Consider the following 13,945-nt stretch of genomic DNA (forward strand, 5'->3'; position numbering starts at 1 on the left):
ATGACATAGTTTGACCTTCCCAAAACACACCGTCGAGAAAATTGGCGGCACCTCCATGTCGCGCATCAATGAACTGCGAGACACACTGATCATCGGCGATCGCGCTGCCGACGCCCTGTTTCACCGGATTTTCGTGGTTTCCGCCTTTGGCGGCATCACCAATTTGCTGTTGGAACACAAGAAAACCGGCGATCCGGGCGTCTATGCCCTCTTTGCGAACGACGACAATGATCACAGTTGGCTGGATGGCCTCACCCGCGTCAGCAAAGCCATGACAGAGCGGCACAATGCAATCTTGCACAATTCCGCCGATCGCACACTGGCCGAAAATTTCGTGCGCGACCGGATCGAAGGCGCGCGCAATTGTCTGTTCGATCTGAGACGCCTGTGCTCCTACGGACATTTCAGGCTTTCCAACCAGATGATGATCGTGCGCGAACTGCTGTCAGGCCTTGGGGAAGCGCATTCCACTTATGTGACAACCTTGATGCTCAAACGCGCCGGGGTCAATGCGCGGTTTGTCGATCTCAGCGGTTGGCGCGATGAAACCGAATGCAGCTTGCAAGAACGCATTGCCGGCGCTTTCAAGGATGTGGATCTGGCGACGGAACTGCCCATCGTGACGGGCTATGCACAATGCCGCGAAGGCTTGATGCGCGAATATGACCGCGGCTATTCCGAAGTCACTTTTTCCAACATTGCCGCCTATACCGGCGCAGAAGAAGCGATCATTCACAAGGAATTCCACCTCTCGTCCGCCGATCCCGCGCTGGTTGGCGTCGACACGGTGCGCAAGCTTGGTCACACGAATTACGATGTGGCGGATCAGCTCTCCAATATGGGCATGGAAGCCATTCACCCCAATGCGGCAAAGACCTTGCGCCAAGCGCAGGTCGCCCTGCGTGTCACCAATGCCTTTGAGCCGTCCGATCCGGGCACACTCATTGACGATCAGCCAGCGGACAGCCCTGCGGTAGAAATCATCACCGGGCTAAATGTTGTGGCGCTGGAATTGTTTGAGCAGGATATGGTCGGTGTCAAAGGCTATGACGCCGAGGTGCTGGCTTGCCTCAAGCGCCACAAAGTGCGCATTGCTTCGAAAACCTCGAATGCCAACGCCATTACCCACTATGTTGAAGCTCCATTGAAGACAGTGCGGCGGGTGGTATCGGATCTGGAAGCAACCTTCCCTTCTGCTCAGGTCAGCATCCGCAACGTTTCAATCGTCTCAGCGATCGGGCGCGATCTTACCGGGCTGAAGGCCTTCAGCAAGGGCTTGGTAGCGCTGGAAAAGGCCGGCATCGATGTGCTGGCAGCACAACAGTCGCCGCGCAATGTCGACATTCAGTTTGTCGTACCGCAAGAGGCTGCCGGGGACACAGTGGTTGCCCTTCATGAGACGCTGATTGGCACCTCAAAAGCCAGCCACCTGAAAAGCGCGGCTTGACCCCTTCTCTCGCGGTCAAACGCCTCACTCCTTGAGGCGGGTTGTTCGGTCATTTGTCCCAAGGCTGTCGCACTTTTTTCCCTTCGGCAGCCTTGCACGATGCGCAAGGCCTCATCTATTCCGCTTTCATATGGTTCGCAAATGCATCAATATCAGCGCGAACCAACCAAGATTCGGATGATGAATTTGATCGAAGAAATGTCCATTCCAAATCTGATCGCCGCTGAAATTGGCTGTCAGGTCAAACAGGTCATCGCCGCTGTCGAGCTGATAGACAATGGCGACACCATCCCGTTCATTGCTCGGTATCGAAAAGAAGTGACCGGCGGGCTTGATGATGTGCAGTTGCGCAAACTGGATGAGCGGCTCCTATATCTGCGTGACTTCTCGAAGCGGCGCGAGGCTGTCAAATCAGCCATCGAAGCGCAAGGCAAGCTAACAGATGACATTCTCGCCCGCCTTGGCAAGGCGACGACGAAGGCCGAGCTCGAAGACATTCACGCCCCATATCGCGTCAAATTGAAAACCAAAGCGCAAAAGGCAATCGATAACGGCCTGCAGCCTTTGGCCGAAGCGATTCTGGCTCAGCCACAAAGCGACCCCGAAGCCTTGGCCAGCCCGTATCTGGGCGAGACAGTCCCAAGCGTCAAAGCCGCTCTGGATGGTGTGCGGGATATCCTGTCGGAACAATTTTCCCATCACCCGGATACGGCTGCAAAGATCCGCCCTGTCGCCAAGAAGTCGGCCCGGCTGCGGGCGACGGTTGTCGCAGGCAAGGAAGAAGCAGGCAACAAGTTCGCGGACTATTTCGACCATACGGAAAACTGGGCCAAGGCACCCGGACATCGCATTCTGGCCATGCTGCGCGGGCAGGAAGCCGAAATGTTGTTCGTTGATGTCGAGTTTGATGACGAGACCGTCACTTTTGCCAAATCGGCAATCCTCAATGACAACGAGGTGCCGCGCGGCAGTGTCTTTCTTGACAAGGTCATCGACTGGACTTGGAAGGTGAAATTCACCACAAGGCTGATTTCGGAAATGCGCTCCGAGATGCGCGAACGGGCCGAAAAAGAAGCGATTGACGTCTTTGTCACCAATCTCAAAGCGCTTCTGATGGCCGCCCCGGCGGGGATGAAGGCCACCATGGGCCTTGATCCCGGCATCCGCACCGGCGTGAAGGTTGCTGTCGTGGATGCAACGGGCAAGCTTTTGGCGACCAGCACGGTGTACCCTTATGCCCCGCGCAACGATGTGCGCGGCACTCTGGCTGAACTGGGCGCCCTTGTCAGAAAGTTTGACGTCGAGCTGATTGCCATCGGCAATGGCACGGCTTCGCGTGAGACGGACGCCTTGGTCGGCGAGCTGCTCAAGGAAATGAGCGGCCAGAAACCCACCAAAGTGGTTGTCAGCGAAGCTGGCGCATCGGTCTATTCGGCCTCGGAATTTGCCTCTCGCGAGTTTCCCGATCTTGACGTTTCCCTGCGCGGGGCGGTGTCCATTGCCCGCCGCTTGCAGGATCCGCTTGCCGAACTGGTGAAGATCGATCCCAAGGCGATTGGCGTCGGGCAATATCAGCATGATGTCGACCAGTCCCGCCTTGCCCGGGCGCTGGCTGGTGCCGTCGAGGATGTGGTGAACTCGGTCGGTGTCGATGTGAATACCGCCTCCCCGGCCCTGCTGTCCTATGTGGCAGGTGTCGGCCCATCGCTTGCAGAGATGATTGTCAGCTACCGCGATGAAAACGGCATCTTCACCAAGCGGTCTGAACTGAAATCGGTCCCGCGTCTTGGCCCTCGTGCCTTCTCGCAATGCGCCGGCTTCCTGCGTGTGATCGGGGGACCTGAGCCGCTCGATTCATCAGCCGTGCATCCCGAAGCCTACAAGGTTGCCAAACAGATTGTTGCCGACTGTGGCCGCGACCTTCGCGACATTATGGGCGACGCCAGCAGCCTCAGGGATGTGGACCCGGAAAAATTCGTCACCGGCGAGTTTGGCATCCCGACGATCAAGGACATCATTGAAGAATTGCGCAAACCGGGTCGTGACCCGCGGCCGGAATTCAAGACAGCCTCTTTCATGGAAGGCATCAACGAGATTTCCGATCTGCGCCCTGGCATGAGGCTTGAAGGCACCGTGACCAATGTCGCCGCTTTTGGGGCATTCGTTGATATCGGCGTCCATCAGGACGGCCTGGTTCACATCTCGCAGCTGTCCGACAGTTATGTTTCCGACCCCTCCAAAGTCGTCAAGGCAGGGCAGGTCGTCAAGGTTGTGGTGACCTCTGTTGATGTAAAAGCCAAGCGCATTGGCCTGTCCATGAAGTCAAACCCCGAAATTGGCGAACCGGTTCGGGGCAAAAAACCGGCTCCCCGACAACGCGACAACAAACCAGCCAAAACACAAAGCAAAAGCGATGGCATGGGACAATTGGGGGAGGCGCTGGCCAAGGCATTTCGCAAGTAGCAAAAAGCCGGCCTTCTGACTGACAGTGGTCAGATGAAACCAGACAAGAGCCAGATAAGGACCAGATAAGAACCAGATAAGGAGATGGGCCGCAAAGCCTGTCCCCTTATCCGTTCGCTCTGTATGCATTGCCGGTTGTGCGGTGTGCCAAAATCTCCTCCCAGCACGCCCCTCACCCGACAAGCTTACGCGCAATGTCTCTTGCACAAGCGTGGGCTGAAGCGACAGATGCTTTGTGGCGTTCGTCCGCAAATTCCTGATATTCCGCTGCCGCCTCAAACATCTCTTCGGCCCCCAGATATTTGCGCAGGGTGTCAATATGGTTGGACAAATGCCCCGACCCGTGCCGAATGCCTCCCTTTTCAAATCCGAACTCCCCGGCTGAGGTCAGCAGCACCAGCGTCTTGCCCGAAAAGACAGGTTCGAGCGGAAAATCGCCGCGCGCCAGATCAAACGTAAAGGTCTTGTTGACCCGAACAACCTGATCAAACCAGGCTTTCAGTGCCGCCGGCATGCCATAATTATACATCGGCGAGGAAATCAGCAGAATATCAGCGCGATCAATCTCGTCGATCAGTCTGTCCGAGAGGCTCACCAAGGCTCGTTGTGCATCTGTGCGCTTTTCTTCTGGGGTAAAAACGGAGGCGATCCAGTCGTTGGAAATGAAGTCCGGAGGATTCATGCCAACATCACGCAGGATTATCTCAACGTCTGGCTCAACCCTTTTCCATTCCTCGACAAAGCCATCAGCAAGGGAACGGGATATGGAGTTATAGGCTTCAACACTATTGTCAGTGCGACGCACACTGGCGTCTATTCTCAAGATTGTGGTCATTGTCTCACCTGTTCGAAATGAAATATTCTTCGTCAGGGTGAAGCAACCAGCAGGCTCTCACAAATGAAGAGATTTCTCGCTCAGCTGAATGAAACTCATCCGTCCGATGGGGCTTTGGAGGATCATATGCTGGGCGTACGAAGTCTTGGATAGTGGCGACAATCCGGGGAGGAATGGCGGCATTACGCGGTTTCTTGATTTTCAAAAAATCTTTGACCAACGGTGCTATCGCGAAACGCATCGGCCTGATCCAGAAGCCATTCTCTGAACACACGCACCCGGGCACGATTTGCATGGGTTGCCGGACAAACCAGATAATAGCTTTTGTTGTCCAGAGCTGTATCAAAGGGAGCAACCAGCATGTCTCTTTCCAGAAAACGCGCAGCCGCCAGCAAACTGACCAAAGCCACACCGTGGCCATCGCTGGCCGTCAAAAGGCAAATATGCTCCTCCGAATAGGTAACGTAAGGCTCCACGCTTGCGCCGGTCAGCCCGACAGCTTCGACCCAGTCTTGCCAACTTGGATCCACATCAGAAAATCCGCTCCACTGATATTCGATCAGCCGGGACGTCAAGAGATCCTCTGGAGCGGTCAGCGATGGTGCTTTTTCCGGACTGCAGACGGGTGCGACCCGGTCATTCAAAACCCACGCCACATGACAGTCGGGATAGTCCCCATACCCATAGCGAATAGCGACATCGACACCGCCTGATTTGAAGTCCACCAGCGCATCACTGGACAAGAGCCTGACCGAAATGCCCGGATATTTCTCGTAAAAATCGCGCAGCCTCGGACTAAGCCAATTGGCAGCAAAGGATCCCGTCGTTGAAATGGTCAAAGACCCTTCGAGCACATCCTCTTCAAGCGCCAGAGAGGCTGCTTCGAAATTCTTGAATGCAGCAACAATGTAAGGGGCATAATTGGCTCCGTCTTCGGTCAACTCCAAAGCTCGGGTCAGGCGGTGAAACAACCGAACACCAAGCTGCTCTTCAAGCGATTTGATTTGATGAGAGATTGCAGTTGGTGTGACGCATAGCTCGTCAGCCGCATCTTTGAAGCTTAAGTGTCGACAAGCGGCCTCAAAGGCCTGAATGCTTTTCAAGGACGGTATCTTCGCCATTTTTCTGAAACCCACCCCTCTGACTGACCCGCACGGTTCGCCCTCTAGCCTACTATATTGCGTCCGCTTGCGTGGCTCAAATTTTCAGCCATGAGGTGACAATATCCAAAGTCAACAAGAAAGCCATTGCCTGACGGATGCATTGCCGTCACCAGATCCTTTGAAAAGCTCAACACTCCAACCAAGAAATAAAACACTGCAGGATCGAATGGCATAACCCAATCCAGTTCAGAACAGTCGAGCACAGTCCAGCCCGGCGGCATGAAGCAATCCGGACAAAATAGGGATGCAACATACGAACAGCAGCCACAGCAATCCTCCGACGACGAAAAATCAAACACAATCGCTCAAAACAAAGTATTGCTTCGACATTCGAAATATAATTATTTTTCAACCGCCGTAAAAAAATAAAAATTAAATAGAAATATTTGTCCAATACTATGTATTTACGATCTGTTAACCATATTATTCAAAAATATTTCTTGCAAAGTGCTAATTCAGACTGACATCCCCATACCTTCGAAAGAAATAGTCATGCGAACCCAAAACATGCAAAACCACACACCAAGCCCATCCAGTCAAGGAATGGTTGCGCAACCCAATTTCCTGTCTCGCTTTATGATCGGGCAGAGAATCTATGGTGGTTTTTTGGTTCAAATCTTCTTGATGATCACAATATCATTGCTGGGCATCTTTGCCTTTCGCGATCAGGCAAGTCAGTTTGATGCCTATAGCGAGATGGCAACGGATGCCAATCTAGTTGACAACCTGAACACCGAGGTCATCAAGGCACAACTGGCTCAGAAGAACTATTCCTCCACCTCGGGAGACGCGGAAAAAGCGTCCTTCAATCAACAGATGAAAACGGTCCAGTCGCTGATGGACAAGGCGCAGAGTGCGATCAAAAATCCCGAACGGGTTGCTCATCTGAACGAGATTGCCGCATCTCTGGATAGCTACAAATCCGGCTTTGCAGAAGTGTCGGGTTTGATCAACCAGCGGAATGATCTCGTTTACAACACGCTTGGCCCCAAGGGACTGAAAATGCGTGAGAATTTGACATCTATCCGCGAAGGAGCCTTCAAGGCTGGCGATTTCGAGTCTGCAAGTTTTGCTGGTGATGCGCAAGAACATCTTCTTCTGGCACGCCTCTTCGTCATGAAGTTTCTTGACGATAACAGCAAGGAAGCGGCAAAGCGGGTGCAAACGGAACTGACCAATTTCAATCAGTCTCTTCAAGAGTTACGGCAATCACTCAACGATCCTCAAAGACGCAAACTTCAGCAAGACACATCGGTTCTGGCAGGAGAATATGAGGCGGCAGCAAAGGAACTGACCGCGGTGATCTTGAACCGCAATGCCATTCTGACCGGCAAACTGGACAAAAGCACAGATACAATCTTCTCTTCTGCTCTGGCGACATCCACCTCCGCAGACCGCGACGAGAAGCGCATACGTGAACAGGTCTATGCCAGCCTGACCAGCGCGGAATATCAATTGATGATCATCGCCGCCATTGCTGTTGCGGTTGGTGGCCTCTTTGCAATCGTCATCGCCCGTGGCATCACCAAACCCGTCAATGATCTGACATCCTCCATGAAACGTCTGGCCAACGACGATATCGAGGGGGACATTCCGGGATACGGCAGACAGGATGAGATTGGCATGATGGCTGCGACGGTCGACGTCTTCAAGCAGAATATCATCAAGGCCAAACAGCTTGAAGCCGAGCAACAGGAGATGAAACGCAAGGCCGAAGAAGACAAACACAAACTCATGATGCAACTGGCAGACGAGTTCGAACAACAAGTCGGATCCATCGTTCAGGCCGTCTCGTCCAATTCTGTGGAGCTCAATGCCAGTGCCAAATCCATGACCGACATGAGCGAGCTGACCCTAGAGCAGGCGACACAGGTAGCAACCGCCTCGCAACAGACCACCAGCAGCGTCCAGACCATCGCCACAGCCACCGAGGAAATGACCAGCACCATCGCGGAAATTGCCCAACAAGTCGCGACAGCATCCAAGTCGGCATCCGAAGCCGTCGCCAAGGTTGGCAGCACCAGTCAGCAAATGGCTGTTCTGTCCGAGACAGCATCAAACATCGGCAAGGTGGTCGAGATGATTTCAACCATTGCGGAACAAACCAACCTTCTTGCACTCAACGCAACGATCGAATCCGCAAGAGCAGGCGAGGCAGGCAAAGGATTTGCCGTCGTGGCGGGAGAAGTGAAGGCTCTGGCAGGTCAAACCGCCAAGGCCACCGAAGAAATTTCAGCCCAGATTTCTGAAGTGCAGAATGCGACCAGACAATCATCGGCTTCCATGGATGAAGTCAGCCATGTCATTCAGCATCTCAATGAGATCTCGGCTGCCATCGCAGCCGCCATGGAAGAGCAGAATGTCGCCATCAACGAGGTCTCGGGCAACATTCATCAGGCCGCTAAAGGCACCGAACTCGTCAACCAGAATATCTTCGAGGTGAACAAGGCGTCGCAAGAGGCCGGCGGGGCATCCAGTCAGGTTCTCGCATCCTCAGAAGAGTTGGCTGAGCAATCGGAAATGCTAAGGGCAGAAGTAGACAAGTTCATCGAACAGGTTCGCGCGGCATAACGATTTAAATCATGCCCTGCACCCAAGTCTCCAGCAATTCGAGGGAGGCACTGAAGGGTAAATCCGGCTCTATGCCGCCATCAGCATCAGGGCTGTCTTGGCGGCATAGGCATTTGACGTACAATTGCTCGGGTGCCCGGATCGGTCAGCCATCCAGAAGATCTGGCTGACAAACCATAATCGACGCGAATTGTGCCGACAGGTCTTTAAGATCCTGAACGCTCAGCTGCTGCTTCGGGCCGCCAGCGGCCAGAACCTTGCGGTGAATGGAGGCCGCCTTCTCAATGGTTTCCACCAGAGCAAACACCTTGTCGGGATTTTCCTCCGAGACAAAGATACCGTGATGGCTCCATGAGATCACCCGGCTTTTCTCAAGCTCCGCAGTGGAGGCTTCGGCGATGGCCACCGTGCCGGGCACAAGAAACGGCACCACACGGACCCCGTCAGGAAAGATCACGACGCATTCCGGCATCTTGGTCCACAAGGCAAGCGACAAGGCGCGGCTGTCCAGCGGCTCAAGAAAGGACAACGCAATGAACTCAGGCAAATGGGAATGCAGAATGATCCGCTCTCTGTCCCCGGATTTTTTCTTGCGCACCGCATGAGCCACGAGATGGGTTGCAAATTCCGAGGTCGGTTTGGCCCCGGATGAAAAGCCCCAGACATGACGGTAGGCGGTCCCGCCCTCAACAATCTGGACAATGCCCAAAACCTGATTGGGGCGATCCAGCGCATGCCGGAAAAACTGGCCCGACCCGGTGACCAGAAAATATTCTCCGTCAAGCTCGGGTTCGTTGATCGGCGCGGCGACAGGCTCCCCGGGCTTGAGTTCAGGATAATGACGTGCAAGAATTTGCTCGATTTCACCTGTCGGCAGCCGCCAGGACAGATTACCGCCATTGGCTTCGTTCCAGCCATATTCCCAGCAGAGATGCAGCAGTCGGGCAGCTTCCTTCACGAAGGAAATGGTGTGGGTGAATGTATTCACGAAACGCTCCTTATCCGCGCGATGCGACACTGGCTTGATAGGCATTCAGATCCGAAATCAGAGCCGCCCCGACGGGCACATCCATCCGGCGACAGAATTCAGCCCAAACCGCAGAAAATGGCAGATCCTTCAGCTCCTCGGTCAAAAGCAGCCGCGTCGTAAAGTCAAGCGCTTCTTCGGCAGCCTTCAGAGGCTGTTGCGGCATCAGAAGCGCCCGGCACAGTGCCTTTTGCATGTTGCGCGTTCCGATGACCCAGGCCGCAGTCCGAGAAATGGTTGCATCGAACCAGTCGAGCCCGATATGGGTGCGCCCCAACAGATCACCAAAAACAAGCTCCTGCGCCATGGCGAGAATATCGTCATTGAGCAGAATGACATGATCGCTGTCCCAGCGCATCGGACGCGAGACATGCAGCAGGATCTCGTCGACGGACAGGGAGACGGAGGACAGCTTGTCCGCCACATTCTCGGTTGGATGGAAATGCCCCATATCAAGGCACAGCACGGTCCCCTTGCGGATTGCATAGCCCAAATAGAATTCATGGCTGCCGATTGTGCAGGCCTCGACTCCAATGCCAAACAGTTTGGATTCGACCGCATCCAGCATTTGGGACTTGTCAAACGGCGTGGCCAGAATCGCGTCGAGCGATGCCTCCAGCCGCAGCCGCTCCTTGAGGCGATCCACCGGAATATCCTTGTAGCCATCAGGCACCCAGATATTGTTGACCGCTGCCGAGCCGAGTTTCTCGCCCATACGGGCCGCGATTTCGCGTGTCCGGCGCCCATGCTCGATCCAGAAGTCACGAATGCCCTGATCCGGATGTGAGAGGGTCAGATTGTCATCCGCCTTGGCATGCGCAAAGAAGGTGGGATTGAAATCAAGCCCGATCCCCAAATCCTTAGCCCAGTCGACCCAGGACGTAAAATGGTGATACTCGATCTCGTCACGATCCGGTGTCTCTTCAGTGTCCATATAGCAGGCATGAAGATTAAGGCGGTGGGTGCCGGGAATATGCGCATAGGCAAAGTCCAGATCGGCCCGCAACTCGTCCGGCGTGCGGGCGCGACCGGGATGATTGCCCGTCGCCTGAATACCCCCACCGGACGTCCCGGTCTGCTTTTCAAACCCGACCACATCATCCCCCTGCCAGCAATGGACAGAGATTGGAATGGTGGCCAGCTGAGCGAGGGTTGCTTCGGTATCGACGCCCCAGTCGGCAAACTGGGATTTTGCTGCCTCATAGGAACCGGTTGTCATATTTCCTCCTTCGTGACGCGTCTTGCGCCCCGCGATCTTAAAGTGATGTATCTGATCCTGATAGGTGTGTCAGAGGACCGCCTGCCCCAGACTCGCCATTGGCTGCGCCAGCTTTGGGCTCAGCGTGTGAAGGCCTCCTTGTTGCCAGCGTCGACATTGATGATGTTCCCCGTCGACTTGGCCGAAATCTCGGATGCGAAGAAATAGGCTGCCTCGGCGATATCCTCAGGCAGAACCGAACGCTTCAGCATCGAGCGCTGACGATACATGTCTTCCAGCCCCTCTTTGTCAGTGCCATATGTCGAGGCGCGTTGCTCCAGCCACTCCCCTTCCCAGATCCGACTGCCGCGCAGCACCGCATCCGGATTGACCACATTCACCCGGATCCCGTCAGGCGCCCCTTCCAGCGCCAGACAGCGGGCGAGATGGATCTCGGATGCCTTGGCGGTGCAGTAGGCCGAGGCATTCGGGGATGCAGCAAGACCATTCTTCGAAGCAATGAACACAATGGAGCCGCCAATCGTCTGCGCCTTCATCAGTCTGAAGGCAGCCCGCGAAACGAGGAAATAACCAGTCGACAAGATCGACATATTCCGGTTCCACAAGTCGAGCGTGGTATCCTCGATCGGAGCCGAAGAGGCGATGCCTGCATTGGACACCAGAATATCAAGGCCACCATAGTGAAGGGCAACCTGCCCATAGGCCGCCTCGACCGCAGCCTCGCTGGTCACATCCATCACCACAGAGCGCACGACATCGGGCGAATAGCGCAAGGCCAGCTGCTCGGCGGTTGCCCGCACAGCCCCCTCATCGATATCGGCCAGAATGACACAGGCCCCTTCCTGGAGATATCGCTCGGCCGTTGCGCTGCCAATGCCGCCAGCCCCGCCAGTCACAAGAGCGATCTTGCCCGCAAGGCTCTTGGGCTTTGGCATGCGCTGGAGTTTGGCCTCCTCAAGCAACCAATATTCAATATCGAAGGCTTCCTGCTCGGGCAAACCACAATAGGTCGAGACACTGGACGCGCCACGCATGACATTGATGGCATTGACATAGAACTCACCGGAAATCCGGGCAGTTGCCTTGTCCTTGGCAAAGGTGATCATGCCAACACCGGGGACAAGATAGACCACGGCATTGGGGTCCCGCAGCGCAGGACTGTCATCATGCTTGCAGCGCTCGTAATAGGCAGCATAGTCCTCGCGATAAGCGGATACGGAGCTCTCAAGTCCTGCAAGAGCGGCCTCCAGATCAGGAGCGGCCGGATCAAAATCCACGATCAACGGCTTGATCTTGGTTCTGAGAAAATGATCGGGACAACTCGTACCCAATGCCGCAAGTTGCGGCATCTGGTTGGCACAGACGAAGTCCAGCACAGCCTCACCATCATCGAAATGCCCGACCATTGGCTGCTTGCCACTGACCATGCCACGAATGGCAGGCATCAGGCGCCCCGCCACCACCTTGCGCTCATTGGCAGACAGGGGCTGATGCCGGGCTCCCCCAAAGGCCGGTGTGGCGGCGGTTTCCTTTGCAAACCAGTCGATGGCCCGGTTGATCATCTCGACGGTGGTCTCATAACAGGTCTTGGCATCATCGGCCCAGGTGAACAGGCCGTGACTTTCCAGCACCACCCCTTTGGCATCGGGATTTTCAAGGCAAAATTTTTCCAACCACAGCCCCAGCTCATAGCCGGGACGTTTCCATGGCAGCCAGCCGATCTCATCGCCGTAGATCTTGCGGGTGATCTCGCGACTGTCAGCCGTGGCCGCAATGGCAATCACCGCATCAGGATGCATATGGTCGACATGCTTTTTGGGTACATAGGCATGAAGGGGGGTATCAATCGAGGCGGCGCGGGGATTGAGATTGAAGGTGCAATGCGGCAGGTAGCCGACCATTTCATCTTCAAACTCGGGGCCGCGATACAGCCCCTTGAGGGCATGGAGTTTCTCCATATAGAGCGTGGCGAAACCATCCATCTTGATGGTGCCGACATCCCCTCCCGAACCCTTGACCCAGAGAATTTCCACCGCTTCGCCGGTCAGTGGATCGGTCTCGATCACTTTGGCCGATGTGTTGCCGCCGCCATAATTGGTAATGCGTTTGTCCGAGCCGAGAAGGTTGGAGCGGTAAAGCAAAAGCTCGGATTGGGTCATCCCGGATGCAGCCGCCTCCTCCCATTGGAGCGTCAGCCGCAGATCATCATTGTTGTTAGGCATGTCATCCTCCCTTGACGGCCATTCAGCCAGATGCTTTTTCGCATCGACTTTGCTTTGCGCAAGAATCATTGTCAATCAAAAACGATCATATACACTCGAAGATGATCAGATGAAGCCCATTTTCCAATATTTTTGATTGACAATGATTGTTTTAGGTGAAAAGTTGACAATCAGGGAGAGAAAAATGCACGAAAAAGAGCGCCATCGAGTCATCCTGTCAGCCGTACAGGAGCGACCGGTCGTAACAGTTCAGGAAATGGTGACGTTAACCGAAGCATCGGAAGCGACCATTCGCCGGGACATTGCGACGCTTCATTTGCAGAAGAAGCTGCGCCGTGTGCGGGGTGGAGCGGAATCGATCCATCCACCAGAATTTGTCGGGCTGGCAGGTCGCCCCTTTTCCGTCAATGAAACAATCAATATCCATCAAAAGAGAGCGATCGCACAAAAGGCCGTCGAATTGTGTGAGGATGGAGACCCGATCATCATCAATGGAGGCACCACCACCTTCCAGATGGTTCATCCGCTCGCCTCCATGCGACTGCAGGTCTTCACCAACTCTTTCCCCATTGCCGAGCACCTGCTCAAACACTCGAAAAACACCATTATGCTGTCCGGCGGCGCGATCTATCGCGAGCAGAATATTATTCTCAGCCCGTTCGATAATGACGTGACACGGAACTTCTATGCCAAGCGGATGTTCATGGGGGCCAAGGGCCTCGGACCGCTTGGTCTGATGGAGACCGACCCGCTGCTGATTCAGGCCGAACAGAAACTGATTGGTCAGGCGGACGAACTGATCGTTCTGGTGGATTCTTCAAAATTTCAGGCAAGATCCAGTCTGATCCTGTGTCCGCTGGACCGGATCTCGACGGTCATCACCGATGATCGGATTCCGGATGCGGCGGCGAACATGCTCGAACAGGCTGATATTACCCTGATTGTTGCGCAATCAGGAACTGCGAAAGAAAGGGCGACCGAAGGAGGGTAGCCTGATG

At 54.8% G+C, this 13,945-nt stretch carries 9 protein-coding genes; 4 read left to right on the plus strand and 5 right to left on the minus strand.

The window, feature by feature from the left end; translation table 11 throughout:
• Positions 1–10 precede the first annotated feature (10 nt).
• Both DSD30_RS17010 and DSD30_RS17015 read left to right on the plus strand, forming a co-directional pair.
• Positions 11–1,447: an aspartate kinase gene (locus DSD30_RS17010; protein ID WP_114010937.1), complete on the plus strand. Its 1,437-nt coding sequence runs from the start codon at positions 11–13 to the stop codon at positions 1,445–1,447.
• Between the two features lie 180 nt (positions 1,448–1,627).
• Positions 1,628–3,910, plus strand: a complete 2,283-nt coding sequence (locus tag DSD30_RS17015) for a Tex family protein (protein ID WP_245418522.1) — start codon at positions 1,628–1,630, stop codon at positions 3,908–3,910.
• Between the two features lie 172 nt (positions 3,911–4,082).
• On the opposite strand, the gene DSD30_RS17020 is transcribed toward DSD30_RS17015, so the two are convergent.
• Both DSD30_RS17020 and gcvA read right to left on the minus strand, forming a co-directional pair.
• Positions 4,083–4,745, minus strand: coding sequence for an FMN-dependent NADH-azoreductase (locus tag DSD30_RS17020; protein ID WP_114010938.1), 663 nt, complete (start codon positions 4,743–4,745; stop codon positions 4,083–4,085).
• Positions 4,746–4,927: 182 nt separating this feature from the next.
• Positions 4,928–5,866: a transcriptional regulator GcvA gene (gene gcvA, locus DSD30_RS17025; RefSeq protein ID WP_114010939.1), complete on the minus strand. Its 939-nt coding sequence runs from the start codon at positions 5,864–5,866 to the stop codon at positions 4,928–4,930.
• A gap of 666 nt (positions 5,867–6,532) precedes the next feature.
• On the opposite strand from gcvA, the gene DSD30_RS17035 reads away from it, so the two are divergent.
• Entirely contained in the window at positions 6,533–8,479 is a 1,947-nt protein-coding gene (locus DSD30_RS17035; protein WP_198663011.1) for a methyl-accepting chemotaxis protein, read from the plus strand.
• A 145-nt stretch (positions 8,480–8,624) separates the two neighbouring features.
• Here the strand turns inward: DSD30_RS17035 and rhaD are convergent, their stop codons facing one another.
• From rhaD to DSD30_RS17050, 3 genes are all read right to left on the minus strand, one after another.
• Positions 8,625–9,467: a rhamnulose-1-phosphate aldolase gene (gene rhaD, locus DSD30_RS17040; protein WP_157967753.1), complete on the minus strand. Its 843-nt coding sequence runs from the start codon at positions 9,465–9,467 to the stop codon at positions 8,625–8,627.
• 10 nt (positions 9,468–9,477) lie between these two features.
• Entirely contained in the window at positions 9,478–10,725 is a 1,248-nt protein-coding gene (locus DSD30_RS17045; protein WP_114010943.1) for an L-rhamnose isomerase, read from the minus strand.
• 119 nt (positions 10,726–10,844) lie between these two features.
• Positions 10,845–12,947, minus strand: coding sequence for a bifunctional rhamnulose-1-phosphate aldolase/short-chain dehydrogenase (locus DSD30_RS17050; protein ID WP_114011128.1), 2,103 nt, complete (start codon positions 12,945–12,947; stop codon positions 10,845–10,847).
• Between the two features lie 184 nt (positions 12,948–13,131).
• Between DSD30_RS17050 and DSD30_RS17055 the strand changes: the two genes are divergently transcribed.
• Entirely contained in the window at positions 13,132–13,938 is an 807-nt protein-coding gene (locus tag DSD30_RS17055) for a DeoR/GlpR family DNA-binding transcription regulator (protein ID WP_114010944.1), read from the plus strand.
• Positions 13,939–13,945: the final 7 nt, after the last annotated feature.

The sequence above is a fragment of the Cohaesibacter intestini genome (genome assembly GCF_003324485.1).
Taxonomy (GTDB): Bacteria; Pseudomonadota; Alphaproteobacteria; order Rhizobiales; family Cohaesibacteraceae; genus Cohaesibacter; species Cohaesibacter intestini.